The sequence below is a fragment of the bacterium genome (assembly GCA_024228115.1).
In the GTDB taxonomy this organism is placed as follows: Bacteria; Myxococcota_A; UBA9160; order UBA9160; family UBA6930.
This window is the reverse complement of the sequence record JAAETT010000162.1, coordinates 1-21,045: the sequence shown is the minus strand read 5'-3', so window position 1 is coordinate 21,045 and position 21,045 is coordinate 1. Positions and strand designations below refer to the sequence as shown.

At 65.6% G+C, this 21,045-nt stretch carries 16 protein-coding genes and 1 pseudogene; 5 read left to right on the top strand and 12 right to left on the bottom strand.

Annotated elements, in window-relative coordinates; genetic code table 11:
* Nucleotides 1–135: 135 nt before the first annotated feature.
* Both GY937_08165 and GY937_08160 read right to left on the bottom strand, forming a co-directional pair.
* Nucleotides 136–759 (bottom strand): IS1595 family transposase, encoded by a 624-nt coding sequence (locus GY937_08165; GenBank protein ID MCP5056687.1) that lies wholly within the window; start codon nt 757–759, stop codon nt 136–138.
* A gap of 66 nt (nt 760–825) precedes the next feature.
* Nucleotides 826–918, bottom strand: a pseudogene (locus GY937_08160) (transposase).
* Nucleotides 919–1,723: 805 nt separating this feature from the next.
* Here GY937_08160 and GY937_08155 point away from each other — a divergent pair.
* From GY937_08155 to GY937_08140, 4 genes are all read left to right on the top strand, one after another.
* Nucleotides 1,724–2,206 (top strand): DNA repair protein RadC, encoded by a 483-nt coding sequence (locus GY937_08155; protein ID MCP5056686.1) that lies wholly within the window; start codon nt 1,724–1,726, stop codon nt 2,204–2,206.
* 284 nt (nt 2,207–2,490) lie between these two features.
* A complete protein-coding gene (locus GY937_08150) occupies nt 2,491–2,868 on the top strand; it encodes a hypothetical protein (GenBank protein ID MCP5056685.1) in 378 nt (125 codons plus the stop codon).
* Nucleotides 2,869–3,592: 724 nt separating this feature from the next.
* Nucleotides 3,593–3,763: a hypothetical protein gene (locus tag GY937_08145; GenBank protein ID MCP5056684.1), complete on the top strand. Its 171-nt coding sequence runs from the start codon at nt 3,593–3,595 to the stop codon at nt 3,761–3,763.
* A complete protein-coding gene (locus tag GY937_08140) occupies nt 3,760–4,953 on the top strand; it encodes an acyl-CoA dehydrogenase (GenBank protein ID MCP5056683.1) in 1,194 nt (397 codons plus the stop codon). Before GY937_08145 ends, GY937_08140 begins: the two co-directional genes overlap by 4 nt.
* A 19-nt stretch (nt 4,954–4,972) precedes the next feature.
* Here the strand turns inward: GY937_08140 and GY937_08135 are convergent, their stop codons facing one another.
* A complete protein-coding gene (locus GY937_08135) occupies nt 4,973–5,467 on the bottom strand; it encodes a gamma-glutamylcyclotransferase (GenBank protein MCP5056682.1) in 495 nt (164 codons plus the stop codon).
* 257 nt (nt 5,468–5,724) lie between these two features.
* On the opposite strand from GY937_08135, the gene GY937_08130 reads away from it, so the two are divergent.
* On the top strand, nt 5,725–6,399 hold the full coding sequence (locus GY937_08130) for a class I SAM-dependent methyltransferase (protein ID MCP5056681.1): 675 nt from the start codon (nt 5,725–5,727) through the stop codon (nt 6,397–6,399).
* A gap of 43 nt (nt 6,400–6,442) precedes the next feature.
* Here GY937_08130 and GY937_08125 read toward each other — a convergent pair whose 3' ends face one another.
* The 9 genes from GY937_08125 to GY937_08085 form a co-directional block, all read right to left on the bottom strand.
* The gene (locus GY937_08125; GenBank protein ID MCP5056680.1) at nt 6,443–9,136 is read right to left on the bottom strand and encodes an MMPL family transporter; all 2,694 of its coding nucleotides are present in this window, start codon (nt 9,134–9,136) and stop codon (nt 6,443–6,445) included.
* A 63-nt stretch (nt 9,137–9,199) separates the two neighbouring features.
* On the bottom strand, nt 9,200–12,148 hold the full coding sequence (locus GY937_08120) for a valine--tRNA ligase (protein ID MCP5056679.1): 2,949 nt from the start codon (nt 12,146–12,148) through the stop codon (nt 9,200–9,202).
* 151 nt (nt 12,149–12,299) lie between these two features.
* Nucleotides 12,300–13,364 carry a hypothetical protein gene (locus tag GY937_08115; GenBank protein MCP5056678.1) on the bottom strand — a complete coding sequence of 355 codons (1,065 nt, stop codon included), beginning with the start codon at nt 13,362–13,364 and terminating at the stop codon, nt 12,300–12,302.
* Nucleotides 13,365–13,389: 25 nt separating this feature from the next.
* Complete coding sequence (locus tag GY937_08110; protein MCP5056677.1) at nt 13,390–14,133, bottom strand: PilZ domain-containing protein; 744 nt, start codon at nt 14,131–14,133, stop codon at nt 13,390–13,392.
* Nucleotides 14,134–14,205: 72 nt separating this feature from the next.
* On the bottom strand, nt 14,206–17,556 hold the full coding sequence (locus tag GY937_08105; protein MCP5056676.1) for a c-type cytochrome: 3,351 nt from the start codon (nt 17,554–17,556) through the stop codon (nt 14,206–14,208).
* Entirely contained in the window at nt 17,553–18,671 is a 1,119-nt protein-coding gene (locus GY937_08100) for a Gfo/Idh/MocA family oxidoreductase (GenBank protein MCP5056675.1), read from the bottom strand. Before GY937_08100 ends, GY937_08105 begins: the two co-directional genes overlap by 4 nt.
* 3 nt (nt 18,672–18,674) lie before the next feature.
* Nucleotides 18,675–19,916, bottom strand: coding sequence for a TIM barrel protein (locus tag GY937_08095; GenBank protein MCP5056674.1), 1,242 nt, complete (start codon nt 19,914–19,916; stop codon nt 18,675–18,677).
* A complete protein-coding gene (locus tag GY937_08090) occupies nt 19,913–20,785 on the bottom strand; it encodes a sugar phosphate isomerase/epimerase (protein MCP5056673.1) in 873 nt (290 codons plus the stop codon). The genes GY937_08095 and GY937_08090 overlap by 4 nt, the downstream gene beginning before the upstream one ends.
* Nucleotides 20,782–20,946 (bottom strand): hypothetical protein, encoded by a 165-nt coding sequence (locus GY937_08085; GenBank protein ID MCP5056672.1) that lies wholly within the window; start codon nt 20,944–20,946, stop codon nt 20,782–20,784. The genes GY937_08090 and GY937_08085 overlap by 4 nt, the downstream gene beginning before the upstream one ends.
* Nucleotides 20,947–21,045: the final 99 nt, after the last annotated feature.

Genomic DNA, 21,045 nt, shown 5'->3' with positions numbered 1-21,045 from the left:
GGCTTCCAGGGCAACCCCGGCTCACACCCGATCCGGAGCCTTCGCGGTCCCGGGCGCCCCAGACCCTACTCACCGCAACAATTCAACCGAGAATCCCACGCTACGCGGCCGATCTCGCTTCTACCGCGCAGACTCCTAGAGTGTTCCCTGCTGCAGGGCTCCCAAGGCGGTCTCGGTCGACGATGCGCCAGCTGCCGTGACGCAAGGTCTGAACTCGTCGAGGTAGCGGTGGAGGTGTTTCCGGCTGACGCCGTGGAAGGTGCCGCGGAGCCAGGTCTTGAGGTTGCCGAAGACGGTGTGTGCCCACGGCAGGATGTCCAGGGCCTGGCGGCCGTGGCCCCCCTTGCGAGGGCGGTGGTCGATGCCGAGCCTGGCGAGGGCCTTGTAGGAGCCCCAGGCATCGGTGAACACCGTGGTCTGCTCGGGGCGGATCGAGTTCTCGACGAACGAGTTCAGCACGACCCGCGTGGCGTTGGGAATCTGGATGAGCCGCATGGAGCCCGCCGTCTTCTCTCGCCGCTCGACGGCGATGGCCACGCCGGTCTTGCCCACGCCGCGGCCGTTTCGGCCGGGCCGGTAGCCGCCGATGTAGGTCTCGTCGACCTCGGCGTCTCCCTCGAGCGGGAAGAGCGGGTTGTGCGCCAGGGTGGAGCGCACCTTGTGAAGCAGCGTCCAGGCCGTCTTGTAGTTCCCCAAGCCCGTATCGCGCTGGAACTGCAGGGCCGAGATCCCCTGCTTGTGACGGGCCACGAAGAACACTGCCAGGAACCACGTTCGCAGCGGGACACGCGTGCCGTGGAAGGGCGTGCCGGCCGTGAGCGAAGCCTGGTAGCGGCAGGCTGCGCACTGCCACAGGCCGCGGGCCCGTAGGCGGTGCGCCTTGTGCCCCGCGCAGCGTGGACAGCGGAAGCCGGCGGGCCGCTCATGGAGCCGATACCCGGGGCCGAGTGGAGGCTTAGCCCCCCTCGGGTTGACGGGTCCTGGTAGGGAGTCCTTGCTTTGCGTACCCGCGAGTCTGCTGGTCTCCGTGACACTCTACAGTGTAGGAGACGTCTGGAGACGTGGAGACGTCCCCGGTGCACCCTGGTGCCGCCCCCTGCATCCCCTCGCAAGGAAGGACCGCTGAGTACGCGCTACTTCTGGGGCTTCGGGCGCTTTCCCAAGCTGAGGGTCGCGGGCCCAGGGAAAACCGGCGCGGGCGACCGTCGCGGTTCGGACGAGTTCCCCATGGAAAGGATGAGCCCTCACGCCGCGAAAGTGCGGCAAGCTCTCCTCCATCCCGACCTTTACGCGTCGGCTGACCTGGTCGCAAACCCGGAGCTGCGAAGTTCCAGCGGCTCACTTTCTGGCTGCGTTCTCTCGCGGAAGTGGGAGATTCGCGAGTAGTGGGGAGTCGTCCGCGTGTCGCCTGGGTTTCCAGCATGGTCGCCACGGACAGTCGAAGACCCAGACTGACATCAGCGGTCACGTCCAGTTCGTTGCTGGCCACTGCAGGTCCCAACTCTTGCCGACGCTCCGTTCTCCACGGCCGTCGGTCGGCTCCGCCGCAGGGTCTTCGGACACAGGCCCGCGCCCTCGCTCCGCCGACTCCACTCGTTCACGTCCCTTGCCTCAACCCCTTGCTCCGCTTCCGCCCTCCGGCCTGGCCCGCCGCGGCCGGCTCTCCATCGATCGGTGAGAGAGCCGGCCCACAGCGGGCCCCAAAAAGGACACGGAGAGTCTCATGGCAAGCGTCGATCCCGAGAGCATTCACTTCATCCGCGAGGTCGCGGTCCGTTACGTTGGGCGTTCGGCCCGCGTGGTGTCTGCCATCCGACGGCCGGCCGACGTCGCCGACTTCATGCGCCGCGTGGTCCGGGATGATGCGCGTGAGCACTTCGTGGCGCTCTACTTGGACGGCCGCCACCGGCCGGTCGCCCACCAGGTGGTATCCATCGGCACTGCCTCGGCCTCCCTCGTTCACCCGCGTGAGGTCTTCCAGCCGGCCATCCTCGTCGGTGCCTGCGCGGCAATCGTGGGCCACAACCACCCGTCGGGTGATCCCTCCCCGAGCCAGGAGGACCGCGACGTGACCCACCGGCTCGCCCAGGCGGGCGTGCTCCTCGGCGTCCCTTTGCTCGACAGCGTCGTGTGGACACGTGCTGGTGACTACACATCAATTCAGGAACTCGATTCGTTGTTGTTCGACGCTGCGTACCCCGGGTAGTCGCTCAGGGCCAACGTCTTTGTCGGCGTCGCGACGGCTTCTCATCTCGCCGGCAGGACTCGGACCCAGAGCGCCACGACTCTTCTGGTGCGCTCCGGTCGCGCCCTCAGTCTCGGCCTATCGCTCTGGCCCGCCGTCTCCGGCGCACGCTAGACCGCGCGCACCTTACCGTGCGACCGCTTCGTTTGGGTATACTTGTTGTGTCCCGGAGGTAGGCTGCCTTCTGCCACCAGGGGCGGAGGTCGGGTGGTGATCGTCACCGATTCCTCTTCATCGCGTTCGTCGTGGGAATCCTCACGGAGACCTGGCTGGGCTTCCTTGGGACGTTCCTCGGACTCTACGCGCTCTACCGGTTCACCCAGCTGTCTGTGGTCTTGGCACTCGCCCTTAGCTTCTACTGGGGCCTGCTCGGCTACCACGTGGGCTCCGCCACCGGCGAATTTGGCGTCGCGCCGCTGCTGGCCGGACTGGGATTGGCGATCGGGGCTTGGCTGCATCGAGACGGCTTCGCTGGGACCATCCGGACCGCTCGAGTGGCCGGCCCCGGGTCAGTCTCAGGGGGCATCGCAGTCCACCAACGTGTCTCCGCCCGAACCGATCGGCCGTTCCCCGGCAGACGCGACGATGACATCATCGATGCCGAGTACCGAGTTGTCTCTTAGTGCGTAGCGGATCGGCGATGCACGGCGAACGCAACGCTCGTTGAGGCTCCGCGGAAGCTAGGCTGCCGCGTCTCCGCACACTCTTGGGCCAATCGCCGCACCAGCTTGGCGACGCAGCGGCTGTCGGCGTGCGTTGGCATGGTTACTGGTTGGCAGGAGTACGGTGAGGTTTGTGCACGAAGCGAGTGCGAATTTGCAGGAGGGCAGGGGGGGCCCCAGAGGAAAAAGCTACGGCAAGATAAGAGGGGGCCGGTCTTGGTGCCGCTCGGAAGCACCCTCAGCCCGAATCCGCGGAGCTCCGTGTCCCAAACAGTCGACCATCCGCCGCCGCTTGCTCGAGCCACGTCGCAGCTGCGCTTCGTGAGCTTGGCCCGCATCTCGGCACCTCATTTTGTGGGCACATTGTGGGCAGCGACGCGGCGAACCGGGTCGCAATCCAGCGAACCCAAGATCGATGAGGGAGACGGATTGTCAACCGGAATCCAGCACTTAGCGCAAGCCAGCGAATCCGGTCGCGATGGGGCGTAGGGCGAATTTGCTGACTCGAAATCAGGTGAAGGTGCAAGCCTTCCGTGGGTTCGAATCCCACCCTCTCCGCCATTCTCTGGGAAACCGCTGTGATGGAGGGTTGGTGCTTCCCGGTGCTACTCGGCTCGCCTGCGCCGCAAGAGGCCGAGTACGACCCCTCCTCCCCCGATCCGCAAGGCGATCGATGGCTCGGGAGATGTCACGAGGGCGCCGACTGTGCGATCTGGTCGTGGTCATGCGACAAGCCGTGGAGGTGATCCTGCACGACGAAGTCGGTCGTACCGATTCCGGCGATGCGTTTCGGGGCGCCACTTGCCCACTCCGCGGTAGCATCCCGGAATTCGCCCGACGCGAGGAGACCCCATGACCTTCCAGGTTCCCGAGCACGTCCAACCCATCCGCGCCGCCGTGCAGAGCTTCATCGAAGAGAAGATCTACCCGGTCGAGCACGTCCTCGAGGAGCGGAACAGCGCAGAGGGGCGCCAGGTGCTGGGCAACCTGATGAACGAGGCGAAGGCCGCAGGGCTCTGGGCCCTCGGTCACCCCAAGGAGATCGGCGGGCAGGGGCTGCCGTTCCTCGACTATGTCTACGTCAACGAGGTGGTCGGCCGTTCGTCGCCCGCGATGGTCGTGCTCGGCACGCACTCGCTCCAGGATTCGATCATGCTGAAGGAGTTCGCGTCGGACGACTGGCGGGATCGCTACCTCAAACCGCTGGTGGATGGCGAGGTCTTCCCCAGCTTCGGCATGACGGAGCCCGACGTGGGGAGCTCGGATCCGACTCAGCTCCAGACTTCCGCTGTGCTCGAGAACGGCGAATGGGTCGTCAACGGGCGGAAGTGGTTCACCTCGGGCGCGGACGTCGCGGCGTATACCACCATCATGTGCCGGACCGAGACCGACGTGCCCGATCACGATGCCTTCAGCATGATCATCGTGCCGACGGATGCGCCCGGCTACGAGATCGTGCGAGAGCCCCGGGTGATGGGCCGGCACGGGGGGCATTGCGAGATCTCTCTACGCAACGTTCGCGTGCCGGAATCGAACCTGCTCGGGCAGCGCGGCGCCGGTTTCCGGATCGCCCAGCGTCGGCTCGGCCCCGGCCGCATCTTCCACTGCATGCGCTGGCTCGGGCAGGCCCAGCGCGCCTTCGATCTGATGTGCGAGCGGGCGAATAGCCGACGGGTTTTCGGCAAGACCCTCGGTGGCCACCAACAGATTCAGAAATTCATCTTCGACAGCCTGTGCGAGATCCAGGGCAGCCGCATGCTCACCCTTGCTGCGGCCCAGAAGATCGATCAGGGCGACGAAGCCCGGGTCGAGATCGGCATGATCAAGGTCGTTGGCGCATCCATGCTGCATAACGTCATCGACCGGGCCATCCAGGTGCACGGCGCCAAGGGGGTGACGGACGATACGCCCCTCGAGCGCATGTACCGTGAGGCGCGTTTCGCACGGATCTACGACGGGCCAGACGAAGTCCACGTGATGACGACGGCGCGGCGCGTGCTCAAATCCTACGCGATCGGTGACGGCTGGGATTTCGGTCTTCGCTGAGACGCGGCCCGGCCTGCAGCTAGAACAGTTCGCGCTGCGCGGATCGCTCGTCCATGGCCAGCTCGAAGCTCCGCAGGTAGGTGACGTAGTCTTCTGGGAGTCCGTGGTGACGGGCACCGGCGAGCAGCAGGCCCATGTAGCGGCGTGAAGGCTTCCGGTTCGGGATGCTTCGCGTCGAGTGGTAGGTGAATGCCTCGAGTTGGGCGTCTTCTCCTTCGACACCGAGGGAGACCGGCCGCCGAAGGTAGGCACCCATGTGGACGCCCTCGGTCCGGTCCAGCCGCATCGCTTCTTCGCTGTCGATCCGGTAGGCGACGCCCCAGACCTCCCGGCCGGGAGCCGGAACGACGTTCGCGACGGCTCGTTCGCCGGGCCCGACCGGGAGATCGAAGCGCAGCTCCCAGGCATCCAGCAGGGCGATCCGGGTCTCGTGGGGCCGCATCCGCCGTCGCCCCAGGAAGGTGCGCGGATCCATGTTCGAGCCATACCCGAAGTACCACACGGTCGAAGACACGCTCACGAGGCTACCGTGCTGTTCGGGCCCTGGCCGGATTCCGCATGTGGCAACACCGCCCAGGGGATGGGGCGAATGACTACGAAAACGCTAGAAGCGAGCCCAACGCCGACGCTACGTTCGGCGTGATTCTTGCGTCAGCCGCCGGAGCAGTCGTGCCGGAGCGTTCGACACGAGGGGAAATGCGATGGGTCTTGCAACAATGCAGAAACCGCTGGATGGCAAGGCTCTCGGCCTTTCGGAGTGCGGAGTTCGGCATGTCTGAGTCTGGAACATCGGAGAGGCTTGGCTTCTGGGCTCGCGCGCGGGGCTTGTTCAAGGAGGATGCCGATCCGCTCACGCAGGCGGTGGCACGATCCGTGGAAGCTTCCCCGCCCGGCGATCCGGAAGCCCTTCTCGAAAGCCTCGGGGCTGCTGCCGGGCACAGCCTGCTCGGGGCCGAGGGGCAGGAAGTTCTCGATGCGGCTGCCCGGGCGGGTGAGGCCACGGCATTCCTTCAGCTCGGGGCCGGCCACGGAGAGGCCGCGCTTCGCCTGGCTCAGGCCCTGGGTTCGGAAGCCGGCCGGCTCACCCTCGTCGAGCCTGCTGCTGCTCGCGGGCAGGCGATCAAACGGCTCCTCGGCCACGCTTCGTTAGGCGATCGCCTGGAACTCTTGAGCTGCGCGGTGCTCGATGCGATTCCGAGCCTGTATCGCCGCTTCGATTTGATCCTCCTTTTTCACGAACCCGAGATGTTCCTTCCGGATCTCCGCCACGCGGAGCGCCACGGCCGCCTGAAACCGGGGACCCGTGTCATCGCCCCGGTGGCGCGCATGGCTTCGGAGGAGAGCGACGCCTACCTCTCCCATGTCCGCACGTCTGGTCTCTACGAGAGCGAACCCCACTTCGGTTTCGAAGTGTCTCGCTGCCTCGCCGAGATCGAGGCCTGGTAGATCGAGCATCGCGAAATCCATCGCGAGCGTGGCAGACAGGGCTTCAGGTATTGGCCGGAGTGGGGCGCTCGCCGGCCGCTGTCTGGGCGGGCTCGGAATGCGCGCCCCGCGATAGCCAGGCCGGGAGGACAACCAGACTGGCGGCCAGGCTACAGGTCATTCCGATCACCAGGACGACGCCCAGGCTGGAAACGCCGCGATGCGCCGAGCTTGCCAGGCTGCCGAAGCTGGCCAGCGTGGTGAAGGAGCTGAGGAAGACGGCCCGACCCGTGGTCGTCGTGGCGAGGTGATCGACGATCTTGGGTGAGGTTCGTGCGCGGCGAACCAGATGGATGCCGCTATCGATTCCCATGCCGAGAAGCAGAGGAAGAACCACGACGTTGACGAAGTTGAAGGGCAAGCCGGTGGCGCCCATGATCCCCACGGTCCACAGCCCAGCAAGAAGCATGGGGGTCAGCGCAAGGATGGCATCCCCCGGCCTGCGCCACAGAAGGAGCAGCAGGGCAGCGATCGCTCCGGTCGCGATCGCCAGGGCGCTGCGCAGGGAAGTGGATGTGGCCCGCGCAAATTCTACGAGGTTGACTGGCAGACCCGTCGCCTCCGGCACGATCTCTCGAACGGCAGCGACGAACGCGACGAGCTCCTCGTTGTCGTCGAGGTTCCGGGCCGGAAAAACTTGAAGCCGGGCGGTTCCGTCCTTGGCGAGCATGCGCTCGCGGAGTCGCTCGGGAAGACCGTCGAGCGTGACCGGTGATGGATCGAGCGCGACCTGCAAGCGTTCGAGCTGCTTGGGAAAGCGCTCCAGCAGACTTTTCTCCAGCGCCTCGAGGAACGGTGCCGGGTCCGGCTCCTTCTCGACCCGCTCCAGGAAGTTCCCGAGGCGCTCTCGGAAGGCAGCAACGCTTCCCGATACGCGACCTGCACGCCACAGCTCACTCTCGGCCAGGGTCGTGTGGAGGGAGCGCAAGGCTTCGATCTGCTGGGCAGGGTCGACCCATGCAGGGTCCGGCTCGCTGCGCGTCGGGACATCGAGGAAGAGCGACAGATCTTCCAGGATGAAGAGTTTGTCCTCCTGGTCGGCGGGAACGAAATCCATCACCTGTCGGGTCTCGGAAACGAGTTCGAGCTTTTCGAGCCTCTCGTTGAGTCGTTCTGCGTCATCGAGATCGCGTCCCAGGACATCGATGTACCACGGGGAGCCGGACCCGCTTGCGAGCAGATCGTTCCAGGTCGTCACGGACTCGCTCTTCGGGTTGCGAATTTTCACCACGTTGGAATCGAAACGCACGGCACGAGCTGCAGGCACGGCCAGGAGTGCTGCGCCGGCAGCGAGCCCCAGCACGAGCATGGGTGCGGGGGTAGCCCGGCGAGAGCTGTGCCGAGGAGCTGGCCTCACGTTCCGCAGAGGAAGCCCCCGTGTGAGCAGCGCTGGGAAGAGGGTCAGCGTGAGGCCGAAGATCACGAACATGCCCATGCCTGAAATCAGGCCCAGCTCAGCCACACCCTTGTAGTCGGTGGGCACGAAGGAGAAGAAACCGACCGCAGTGGTCACGGCACAGAGCAGGAGGGCCGGGCCCACGTCGGCGGTGGCCCGAATGAAGGAGGTGGTGTGGTCCTCTCCCGCCCGGCGCCGCTGGAGGACATGCAGGCCCAGGTGGATGGCGAAGTCGATACCGAGCCCGATGAAGAGCACGGCGAAGGAGATCGACGCCATGTTCAGCCGTCCGACGGCAAAGGCGGCGAAGGCGGCGCACCAGACGAGGCCCACGATCAAGGTGATCGCGCTCGCTAGCACCATCACACCGGAACGAAACGCCCAACCCAGCACGCCGAGCACGACGAGGAAGGAGAACACGCCTGCGACGCCCACGTCCAGCACGAGTCCGCGCATTTCTTCATCGTTCAACGCGGGATAGCCGGTGATCCGCAGGCGCAGCTCGTGGCTGGCATCGACTTCGGCACCCGAAGCGATCCCCAGGCTGGCTGCGGTGTCGCGGATTTCCGAGAGGGCTCGCCCCGCTGGCAGAAGCGCATTGAAATCCAACACGGGGTCGACGATCAGGATGCTATGCGCCTGGGTCCGGAAACTCGATTCTCGCAGCAGGAGGTCCTGCCACGAGATGCGCAACGGCGTCTCCTCGTAGACGGCAACCGCGGCATCGCCGAAGCCGTCCAGCAGGGGTGTGAGCTCTTCCTGGCTCCCGGCGCCCTGTGCCCATGCCTGGTCGATCACGCGTGAAAGAGTGGCCAGATCCGGGCTCTGGGCGAGTTCGCCGAGTACGGGCTGAAAGCGCACCAGCTGATCCGAAAACGTCTCGAGTTCTTCGACGCTCCGGTAGAGAAGTGCATGCTCTTCGAAGAAGGGGTCTGCATCCGCGGGGAATACGGATCGAACCAGGTCGGGGCGCGCCTCCAGGGCAGTGGCCAGCCGCTGGGAGGCCTCTCGCCCCGCCTCGGGGGATTCACCGTCGATCACCAGCAGGAGCGAATCGTCCAGGACGGGGAAGTGCTCCTCGAAGGCCCGGGCGCGCTGCTGGAAGGGCAGATCTTCGGCCAGGAGCGCGGTCTTGTTGTCCGTGTTGACGCCGAGATGGGTCGCGGCGTAGGCACCAAGCAACACCGTCATCAATGCGATGACGGCGATTACGGGGCCGGGCCGCCGTATGACGCCTGCGACCAGTCCGGCGAGCATTCGTTCCACAAAGCTCACGCCGGCATTCAGAGTGTTCTCGTCCATCGGCAGGGTGCATAGCAATTGAGCGGCACACTGCCGTGGGGGGCGTCACCCGGGGGGCGGAGATCAGGCGTTGCCGAGCCGCTCCAAGGATTCCGTGAGCCCGTCGATCTTCTCCTGGCATCGGACGGCGCGCGCGCGGGTCTCCTCGACCACGTCGGCCGGCGCCTTGTTCACGTAGCCCGGGTTGCCAAGCTTGCGCTCGTATCCCTCGAACTCCTTGCGGGCCTTGGCCAGATCCTTTTCGACGCGGTCTCGCTCCGCATCCAGATCGATCAGGCCCTCCAGCGGGAGCACGACTTGAAGATCGGGCTCTGCGTGGACGGCCGCCTGGGTGGGCACCTCGTATTCATCGGGTGTGGCGATTCGCAGCTCGGAAAGCCGGGCCAGGCGCTTCATTTCTTCGGCAAGGTCGGTGAGGCTGGCTCGCACCTCCGCATCTGCAGCAACGATCACCGCTGGAATGCGTTGGCCTTGGGGCAGGCCGGATTCCTGACGCAGGTTGCGGAGACGGCTCACGGCACGAATCACACGGTCGATCTCGATCTCGGCCTCCGCATCGACGAGGGACGCATCGGCCTCGGGGAACGGCGCCACGGCGCAGAACGGGATGTCGTCTCCCCAGCGCGTGTCGCGGCCGGGAAGGCGCTGCCAAATTTCCTCGCTCTGGAACGGGCAGATCGGGTGGAACATCCGCATCGAAGCATCGAGCACGTGAATCAGCACGGCCCGGGTCGTCTCGCGGGTTTCCTCGCTGGCATCCGGCATCAGCGAATCCTTGGCCAGCTCGATGTACCCGTCGCAGAACTCGTTCCAGAAGAACTGATAGACGCCATTGGCGGCCTCGTCGAAGCGGTAGCTCTCGATCCCCGCCGCCACCCGCGTCGTGGCGGCCTGCAGGCGCGAGAGGATCCAGCGGTCGGCCAGCGAGAGCTGGCTGCGGCAGGTTTCGAGCGGCGGCGGAGCCTCTTGCCCCATGCCCATCAACGCAAAGCGGGTCGCATTCCAGACCTTGTTCAGGAAGGCGCGGTAGCCGGCGACACGCGGGATCGAGAGCTTGACGTCCCGACCCTGGCCCGAGAGAGCAGCGAGCGAGAAACGCAGGCCATCGGCTCCGGACGCCGGAATGCCGTCCGGATATTCCTTGGCGAGTTCTTTCAAGACCCGCGGTAGCTGCTGTTCCGGCACCGGGTAGGTCTTCGTCTTCTCGATCAGCTCTTCTTTGGTGATGCCCTGGATGACGTCCAAAGGATCGATCGCATTGCCGAGGGATTTGGACATCTTGCGGCCCTGGGCGTCCCGCACCATGGCGTGCAGGAAGATGTGGCCAAAGGGCGCCTTCCCCATGAAGTGGCAGCCGAACATCATCATGCGCGCCACCCAGAAGAACAGGATGTCGAAACCGGTCTCGAGGACGGCACCCGGGTAGAACGCTCGCAGATCCTCCGTGTCGTCGGGCCAGCCGAGGGTCGACATCGGCCAGAGCCCCGAGGAGAACCAGGTGTCGAGCACATCCTCTTCCTGCACGTAGCGATCGCCGCCCTCGGCTTCGCAAAGATTCTCCCGGGAAGCCACGGAGAACTCGCGCACGAGATCCTCGTCGACGGTGTCGAGGGCAAGGCGCACGAGGTCTTCCCGGCTGGCTCCGTCGGTGAGGGCACGCAGTGCCGCCGTTTCTCCGCCCTTGCGGCTGGCGTCGGTGCGAATCGCTTCTTCGAGCTTGGCCGTGTCATAGAAGACGGGGATGCGATGGCCCCACCACAACTGCCGACTGATGCACCAATCGTGGATGTTCTTCATGAAGTGATCCCACGTGCTCTTCCAATTCGCGGGGATCAGCTCGGTTTCGCCCGTTTCATCGAAGGCAGCGCAGGCCTCCGCGGCCAGGGGCGCTGCGCGTACGAAATACTGACGGGAGAGCATCGGCTCGACGGTCTCGCCGGAACGCTCGGAAATCGAAATGGAATGGGTGATGGCTTCGCCGCCTCGAGCCAGCCCCAGCCGCTCGAGTTCGGCCTTCACGTTCTCGCGGGCTTCGTAGCGATCCTGGCCCTGGAAAGACCCGCCGTTCTCGTTCACGCGGGCTTCGAGATCGAAGATGTTCACGAACGCGAGATCGTGGCGCTTGCCCATCTCGAAGTCGTTGGGATCGTGGGCTGGTGTGATCTTCACGGCACCGGTGCCGAAGCCCAGATCGACTTCCGGATCTGCAATCACTTCCAGTTCGCGCTCCGGAATGAAGGGGTGGCGCAGCTTCTTGCCCACGAACTCCGTGAAACGCTCGTCTTCTGGATGAACGGCGACGGCCGTATCACCGAGCATCGTCTCCGGGCGGGTCGTGGCGACGACGATCTCGGTGTCCTCGTCGGCGAGTGGATACGCGAAGCGCCACAGCTCGCCCTCCCGCTCTTCGTGCTCGACTTCCTCGTTCGAGAGCGCCGTGCGGGTTGCGGGATCCCAGTTGATCAATCGCTCACCGCGGAAGATCAGGCCCTCGTCCCAGAGCCGAACGAAAGCTTCGTTCACGGCCTTGGAGCAGGTCGGATCGAGGGTGAAGCGCTCCCGGCTCCAATCCGCCGCAGCGCCCATCACCTTCAGCTGCTCGACGATGCGACTGCCATTGCGCTCTTTCCATCCCCAGACCCGCTCGACGAAGGCCTCCCGTCCGAGATCGTGGCGCGATTGGCCTTCGTGGCGTTTGAGCTCGCGCTCGACGACGGCCTGGGTCGCAATCCCGGCGTGGTCAACGCCGGGGAGCCAGAGGGCGTTCTTCCCCTTCATCCGGTGGTAGCGGATCAGGATGTCCTGCAATGTCACAAAGAGCGCGTGGCCATTGTGGAGGGTCCCCGTCACGTTCGGCGGGGGCATCATGATCACGTAGGGCTCACGTCCGTCTTCCAACGTATGGCGAGCCTCGGCTCGGAAGACGCCCGCATCGGTCCAGCGCGGATACCACCGGGCTTCCACCTCAGTGGGGTTGTAGGCCTTGGGAAGGGGCTCGGGCGGGCTGCTCATCGGACGCTCCAGGGAAGGCGCGGAAGTGTGGCAGAAGGGGGCCGCCTCGTCTCGTGGTAGCGGGGACGTTCTTTCCGCTGTTTCCGTTGTGGGCTGGTGGCGTTCCGTGCCATCAGCCCACAACGGAAACAGCGGAAAGAACGTCCCCGCTCTAGTCGACGACGGCGACCCCATCGGGAAACGCGAGGCCGTGCAGCAGGATTTCTGGTGGCAAGGGAGCTCCACGTTCATCGAAGCGCAGGCGCCACACTTTTCCATCGGGGCCAGGCCCGATGGAGGGGAAATCCCAAGTGAGATCCAGATCCGCGTAGTAGAGCGTGCCGTCGGAGCCGAGGGCCAGGCCCATCGGGGTTCCCGTTTCGAAGGGAGGGAGCCAATCGTCCGGGTCGAGGACAGTGCGCAGGAGCTTCCCGTCCGCGTCGTACTCGACGATCTCTCCGGTGAAGACGCTCGATGCGAAGAGATGTCCGTTCGGCGCGAAGGTCAGGCCGGAGAAGGTGTACCAACCGTCGGCGAAGGTTTCGCGTTGGACCTGCGAGGCGAAGGGGGAGCCGACAGGGCCTTTTTCGCCGCAGCCTCCAGCCGTATCCGCTCCGGTCGGGAAGGGCGGGCTGAAGCGCTCGATCAAACCGCGGCCAGCGGATGCGAGGTAGACGCGGCCGGCCTGGTCGATGGCAATGCCGCCGGCTGCGGAGATATCCGTCGCCAGTTTGCAGAATCGATCGCTGGCGGCGCTGGTCGCCGGGTAGGCGCCAGGCGGGCCCGGATGGCCCTCGTAGGGCGGGAACCAGAGGAAGAGCTGGCCTTTTCCGCTGCCAAAGCCCTGGTTGCCCACCGAGCTGGTGAACAGCCGGCCCTGGAGGTCGAACGCGCATCCGTGGGGCTCGGCCTCCGGCACCTGGTAGGTACCGGCGAGCTTCGCCACCTGCTGGCCTTCGGCGCCGAACACACCCCAACCCGGGCGCGTGTCCGGTTGGCCGGTGTCTTCCCCGGCCAAGAATCGACCGCTCCCGTCGGGCATCCCGCAGATCATTCCGTTCATGTCGCGGCCGACGTCTCCACCCAGGTCAGCGTTCTCGACCACGACGCTAGGCCCCGCCGCGAGGTTCTCCAGATCGAGCCGGAGCAGACGGTTGTTCTCGGTGATGAGCAGCTGCTCGGCTGCGGCGATGCACGGGAGGAGCGCGGCCAGCGCGAGTGCTGCGGAGGATTTCATGGCGCGCAGGGTAACGCGCTGCCCCCTATAGGCGGAATCGTCGGGTGAGATCGTCGAGGAGATGGGAGAGCGCCGTAAGGTCAGCGCTGCCCAACTCGAGAAACTCCACACCCATACCGCCCGGCAGATCGGCCCTTGGCGGAGAACTGGCATCATGGGTATGGGCCACCCGAGCGCGCAGGAAGATCGAGGCCGGTTGGAGCGGAAGCTCCAAATCCACCTCGGAGCCCGTTTCGAAGCAGGGCGCTTCGGGGCTGGCTTCGATCCCCAGGTAGGCGCCGCCGGAGGAGAGATCGCAGACCACCGCGGATCGGCGTTCGCTGCCTTGGAGCATTCCCGCGAAGAGGTGTGCGGGGGCGCGGAGGGTCTTTCGTCTCTCACCTGGATCCCCGGCCATCAGGGCGGCGGCGGTCGCGAACCGCAGCTCACGGGCTTCGAAAGGCTCCCAGAGGCACCAGCGAACCCCGTGCTTGCGCAAGTGGCTGCTCACCTCGTTGGAAGGCTCGAGGCCGATGGGCAGGAGCGATTCGATTCCTCCGGCCAGGTGGGGACAGACCCGCTCGATCAATCCGTCGAAGGTGGAGGTATCCAGGGAGGACGGAGTCAATAGCGCGCCGAGCCGGTCGGATTCCTGGCTCGCCAGCAGCATGGCCTCATCGGGATCTGCGGCGTAGAGCACATCGATCCCGGCTTGCATCAATGTCAATGCAACTTGTCCGAGCTCGCCAGCATCCGAATCGTAGATGAGGGCGAAGCTTTCGTACTCCACGTTGGATACACTCCCAGAGGCTCGGGGGTTGCATCGACCTACCAGGGGTTCATCTGTAGCCCCACGCCCCGTCTAGAGCGTCATGACGTAGGCGATCAGATCACGAAGCTGATGGGGTGTGAGGGCCAACCCCATCGGTGGCATTCCGCTCACGGGCGTGGTCTGCCGCGTGATTTCGGCTGCGTCGATCTCGAGGGTCGAGCCGTCTCCGGCCCGGAGCCGGACTTTCTCCGGTTCGGCTTCGAGCAGGGTGCCGGTGGCGATACTTCCGTCCAGGCGGGTCACGGCAACGGTGGCAAAGCCCTGGGCGATCTCGGCCTGGGGTTCGAGGACCGAGCGCAGGATGTGCTCGGCACCGCGGCTTTCGCCGATTCCCGCGAGTTCCGGGCCGGCCTGGCCGCCGTGGCCTCCGCCTGCGTGGCAGCGCTGGCAATCGCCCGCGCCCTGGAAGGCGCTGCGGCCGCGCTGGACGTCGCCGCCAGCGAGCGCCCAGGGGCGGGCCGCAACGGCATCCTTCCCCGCGAGGCCGTCGTCCCAGGCGGCCAGCGCCTCTACGACGTCAGGGGCCTCTCGCTGCCTCGCCGCCTCCAGGACATCGAGGGCGACGGCGGCGTCGAACTCGCCGTGGGCCATGCGCGCCACCGCCTCGGAGAGGTAGGTGTCGGCCGCCGAGCCGGGCAGAGAGGCAACCATGGCGAACGCGCGCTGTCGTTCGAGCAACGGCGCATCCCCACCTAACGAGCGCGCGGCTTCCAAGGCGGCTTCCGGGTCGAGCTGGCCGAGCACGTCACGGCCGGCGGCTCGCAAGAGGGGCGGGTCGCTTTCCAGCGCTATCGCAATGGCCGCCGGCAATGCGTCGGCCTCCGGTCGGCTGGCAAGAGCGCGCAGGCTGGCAATCCGGCGATCCGGCGCAAGCTCGGCGTCCGCCACGCGGGCGGCGAGTTCGTCGTCGTCGAGGGGGACCCGGTCGTAGGCGAGGGCGACGTCCAGTGCACGGCCACCGAGATCGCCCTCGACCAATGCGGATCCGAACTTGTCGAACGCCGCATGCACCACCTCCACCGGCCGGGCCGGAAGAGGCCGATGAAAGCCCATGACCAGCTCACGGGGAGCAGGCGCCGTGAACTCGGCAAGGCTTTCGAGCGCCAGGCGCCGCATCGCCAGCGGATGGTTCGAATCGGCGGCATGGGCAGCGAGGGCGAGTGCGGCCTGCTCGCTGCCGAGGCTCCGGTTGGCGTCGATCACCCGTCTGTGAAGCGCATAGCTCGATTGCGGGTCGTCATCCGAGGGCAATCGGTCGTGTGAGAGCATGGCGAGCGCCGGCAAGGCTTCGGAGATGGGCAGATCGTGGATCGCCCGGGCGGCCTCGAGCACGAGGAAGGGTTCCGCGTCTTCGAGGAATCGCTGGATCCGCGGGTCCCCAGCGTGGCGGAGGGCTAGCAGGACCCCGAGCCGCACGGCTGCCGACGCATCGTCTGCGTGGAGGAGAACTGCGTCGAGATCGCCGATTCGGAAGAGCGCGAAGGAGGCCGCATGGCGGAGGTGCACGTCGGTGTCCGCGTTGGTGCGCAGCATCGCGATCAGCGGATCGATGGCGGAGGCGGCCCCCAGCCTTCCCAGGGATTGAGCGGCGAAGAACCGGACGCGCGGCTCCGCGTCTTCGAGCGCAGCGATCAGGAGGGGCTCGTATCCCGCAGCGCCGGCATCGCCGGCCACCTTGGCGAGTTGGGCACGCAGTTCGCTGGGCGAGGCTTCGTGATTCAGCAACTCGCGAACTCCTGCGTCTTCCAACGCGGCCGCTCCGAGCTGTGCGAGCCCCCAGACGGCATGCAGGCGTGGCAGCAAGGGGGTGGCGTCATTCAATGCCAACGCCGCGAAAGGCGCTGCATCTCCGCGGCGGGCCAGCTCGAATTGTGCGCGCAGCCGAACGCGTCGGTCCGCATGGCCCAGCAAATCGGATAGCTCGGCCGTAGACCGATCTCGCATACCCTCTTTCGCGAGGCGGGCCACTTCGGCCACTGCGGGATCGGTCTCGGCGAGCTCGTGTCGGAAGGTCTTCACCGACTGGCCGCCGCCGAACTGGTCGAATTGGGAGACGAAGATCCGGCCGTCGTAGGCGAAATCCACATCGGTCGCGAGCAGATTTCCGATGAACATATGCTCGTCGACCATCTCGAAGCTTGCACCGGAAGGCTCCACAGCGAAGGACAAGACGCCGCTGACGGAGGTCTGGTAGCGGTAGTCGCACAGGAAGAGGTGGCCCCGGTAGCGTTCGGGAAGGCCGGCGCCCGGATAGGCGGCGAAGCCCGCGGGCCCGACGGCTACGTAGGCCACGGGAGGCAGCACCCAGGCCGGCTGGCCCTCGTGCTCGAGCTCCCAGAGGCGTTCCGCATTCCACGGCCCGCGCACGTAGTCGTCGATCAAGGTCTGGTAGGGCATGGCCCAACCGGTCTCGCCTCCGTCCACCAGGTAGACGAGCCGCGCCCTGTCTCCGCCGTCACCGTTGTTGTCGCCGGTGAAGAGGTTCCCGTAGTCGTCGAACGCCAGCTCTTGCGGGTTTCGCACGCCGGTCGAAAAGATTTCGACCTCGCTGCCGTCCGGATTCATGCGCAGGACGGCGCCCCGTCCGGGCCCCATGCTCGGGACGAAGTGGCGGCCTTCGCGGGTCGTCACGTTGTAGCCCCGGTCGCCGATCGACCAATAGATCTTGCCGTCCGGCCCCCAGACGAGGCCATGCATGTCATGGCCGACCAGGGAGGTCTTGACGCCGTAGCCCGTGGAGAGCGTCTCGCGTACCTCGGCACTCCCGTCGCCATCTTCATCCCGAAGTCGATAGACGCTGGGGATCTCGGTGACGTAGACGTCGCCGTCATGAGCGAGCACACCCGCGATCAACCCGTCGGTCCAATCGTCGAAACGAGCGACCTCATCGACCCGATCGGCCAATCCGTCGCCGTCCGAATCCACGAGGCGTATGAGTCGATCGGCCTTTCCGGTGAAGTGGTTCTCGGCGTAGTGCTCGGTCTTTGCCCATTTTTCGTAGTAGGCGCGTCGGTCGGCAACGCTATGGGCGGCCAGATCATCGAGTAGCCAGCCGTCCGGCGTGAAACGGTTGTCCTCCACACCTCCCTGGTTCATGCGCTCGCCCTCGGCGACATACACGCGGCCCCATTCGTCGACATCGATCGCCACGGGAACGGAAGGCAGGAGCCCCTCTTCGAAGGGCAGCTCGACCATGCCGTCGATGAGTTCCGTCGGGCATCCGACGACGGCACACCAGATGGCCCTGGGGCCCATCTGGACAGCAATGACAACGACCTCCCAAGCCGAGATTCCGTAGTCCGTCTGCCAGCAACCGCTGGTCGGCAGGCAGAAGATGAGGGCGAGCAGACTGATGCACGCCCGCCCGAGAATCGTCTTCATACCTGCTCCCAGCCGCGGCTCGTGTGGGATCGCTCGATCGTATCCAGCAAGCGTTGGTTCTTCACGCCGTCCTCGAAGTTGGGTTCGGGTGACCGGCCCGTTTCGATCCCGCGCATGAAATCCAGCACGGTGTGAATGAAGGTGTGCTCGTAGCCGATGATGTGGCCCGGCGGCCACCAGGCCGAGACGTAGGGGTGGCTCGGGTCGGTAGCGAGGATGGTGCGGAAGCCGCTCTCGCTTCCGTCTTCTTCGTAGAGTTCGAGCTCGTTCATCCGCTCGAGGTCGAAGGCCAGAGAGCCCTTGCTGCCGTTGATCTCGAACCGGTTGTGGTTCTTGCGGCCGGGAGCGAAACGCGTGCCTTCGACCGTTCCAATCGCGCCGTTCTCGAAGCGCAGTAGTGCGAGTGCCGCGTCGTCCACATCCACCGGCCCGCGACCGCTGCCGTCTTCCAGGGGGCGTTCCGTGACGAAGGTCTCGAGCAGGCCCGAAACCTCGCGGATCTCGCCTACCAGGAAACGCGCGAGATCGAGAGAGTGAGAGGCGATATCGCCCAGCGCACCGCTGCCGGCCCGCGCCTTCTCGAGGCGCCACACGCGAGGAAACTTCGGATCGACGATCCAATCCTGCAGATAGGTGCCGCGGTAGTGGTGGATGCGCCCGAGGCGACCCTCATCGATCAACCGCTTCGCAAGCTGCACTGCGGGAGCGCGGCGGTAGTTGTGGCACAGCATGTGAACGACGCCGGCCTTTTCGGCTGCACCTAGCATCTGCTCGGCTTCCTGGAGTTCGTTGGCCAGGGGTTTCTCGCATAGGATGGACTTCCCGGCTTCTGCAGCGGCCATGACGATCGGAAAATGGAAATCGCCGGGTGTGCAGATGTCCACCGCATCGATGTCGTCTCGGGCGACGACTTCTTGCCATGAGGTCGCATGCGATTCGAAGCCGAGCTTTCTCGCGGCGGCTGAGACATCTGCCTCGTTGCGGCCGCAGACCACCTGCAAGACGGGCTCGAAGGGCGTGTCGAAGAAACGAGCGACCTGGCGCCAGGCGTTCGAGTGGGTGCGGCCCATGAACTGGTAGCCAATCATGGCGATGCGGAGCTTCGGGGTTGCCATCGTCTAGCTCCGGTAGGCCTGGCGGCCGATGCCCTGGACCGGAATGTCCTGAGCGGGAAGGACGTTCCGGTGGAGGGCGAACATGCTCGCGGCGGCCCGGTCGATATGGCGGGTGAAGGCGATGGATCCCTTGAGAATCGGCAGCAGCGCATCCTTTTCTTGTACGCGGGCGGGCGGGTATTCGTGCTCGACGATCAGCGGAGTCTTCGCCACGTCCAGGTCGAGAAGTTCTCGCGCCGCGAGCTGATGATCCAGCCAATCGACGCTCCGGTTCTGCAGGTAGGCGAGCGGGTCGTGGCGCGCGGTGCCCGGGAGTTCGTGCTCACAGAGAACCGTCTGTTTCTTCCAGGCGTTGGCCTGGTCGGCGGGGTTTGCCGAGGGCACGCCGTCGACCCAATCGCCCCGCTCGACGGTCTGCCCTCCGTATCCCCAGGCGGCGACACCGCGTGAATCGATGACCTGGCCCTTGACGTGAAATCCGGAGATCAAGAATCCGTAACCTTCTTCCTTCAGCCATTGGAAGATCGCGCGGGTGTCCTGGCCCATGAGAATCGCATGGGATGGGTCATAGTGAACGCGCAACTGGTCGCCGACGCCGTGTTTCTCGCAGATTCGATGGAGTGCGACCCAGGTGCCCGGTGCGTAGGCGATGTTGTTGTGGAAAGCGTCGCCCGTGGTCCAGCCCGGCATCGGGCATTGCTCGATGCGGAATTCGAGCCCACGGGCCTTGGCTTCCCGAAGCAACGGGATGAAGCTCTCCTCGAAATCCTGGAGGTTCTGGTCCATCGAGAGCTTCTGGTTGCGGCCGACGAACCCACACACGGCGGGCACACCCAGGAGCACCGCCGCATCGAATACACGCAGCAGGAACGCGTGTTTCTCGGCGCGGATCTTCGCTTCCTCATGAAGCATGTTGTCGAAGAAACCGAGGTCGGCGATGCCGACGCCCGTTGCGCTCGTTGCCGCTCGAACGCGACGCGCGCGCTCCGCATCGAAGGGTGCGCGGAGATCCAGGGTATTGGCCACCGGGTCGAGCATCGCCTCCGGGGGGATGTCGGATTCATCCGGGTGGAGTGCCGATGCCAGTTGGATGCATTCCACATCGAGCTCAGCGGCGAACTCCAGCCATTCTTCGATCGCCAGGTCCGGATCCGGGTCGCGACGCTCTCGTGGCGTCAACTCCTGAAGAGCCGCCGTCAGTACGCCGATCCGCATGAACTCAGGCTCGAAGGCCGTGGTGCTCACTTGCTTCCTCCGCTGGTCCGACGCTCCCACGCGCCTTTCATGAACGCCAGGCCGTCGCGAGCCAGGCTTTCCTCGTCGTCGAAGGTGCGGCGCCAGATCTTGGTGGCCGCGGCCAGGCTCGGGAGGGCCGAGCCGAAGGCCTCGATCGTCAGCCAGCCGTCGTACGAGATGGCTGCAAGAGCATCGAAGCTGTCGCTCCAATGCACCTGACCGGTGCCCGGTGTGCCGCGGTCGTTCTCTGAAATGTGCACATGACGGATTGCGGGTCCGGCCTTGCGGATCGCATCTCCCGGATCTTTTTCTTCGATGTGCGCATGAAAGGTGTCGTAGTGTACGCCGACGTTCGTGCGGCCGAGTTCTTGCGCGTAGCGGGTCGCGTCTCCGGCCGTGTTCAGCAGGTAGATCTCGAAGCGGTTCAGGAACTCGAAGGCCAGGTGCAAGCCTGCGCGCTCCGCGTGATCCGCGGCGTCGCCTAGCACTTCCAGGCTGTGATCCCATTCTTCCTGGGTGGGTCCATTGCCAGAGAAGCGACCGATGGCGGCGTACAAAGGGCCACCGAGCAGCTCGGCGCCGGCGGCTTCGGCGCAATCGATGGCGTGGTGGAGTCCCTCGCGTGCCGCGTTTCGCACGGCCGCGTTCGGCGAGATCGGATCACTCTCGTCGTTGCAGATGGCCACCGCGGTGCAGGCAAGCCCGAGGTCGGCGAGGCGACGCCCGAGGCTGGCGTAGGTTTCGGGCTCGCCGCTCAAGATCGGGAGCTCCAACCCATCGAAGCCCATGGCCGCGAGGCGCTCGTAGAGAGGTAGCAGGGATTCCTGGGTGGGATCGTCGGTCCACAGCAGCAGGTTCATTCCGTAGCGGACACTCATGCACCGGCCTCCCCGATCTCGATCATGACTTTTCCGCTGGCCTCGGGATCTTGCGCAGTCCGCAAAGCCTCCGCGAAGTCCGTCAGCGGGAAGCGGTGGGTGATCATCGCTCCGAGATCCCAGCTGTTGGCGATCACGAGAAACCGTAGAAATCTGATCATCTAGCCGTGGTCGCGCGCGAGTGCTGGTTTCTCGTCAGAACGGCGAATCGGTGTCGGTCGGATCGGTGTCGAGTTCGCGATCGAGAGCCGCGAGGTAGT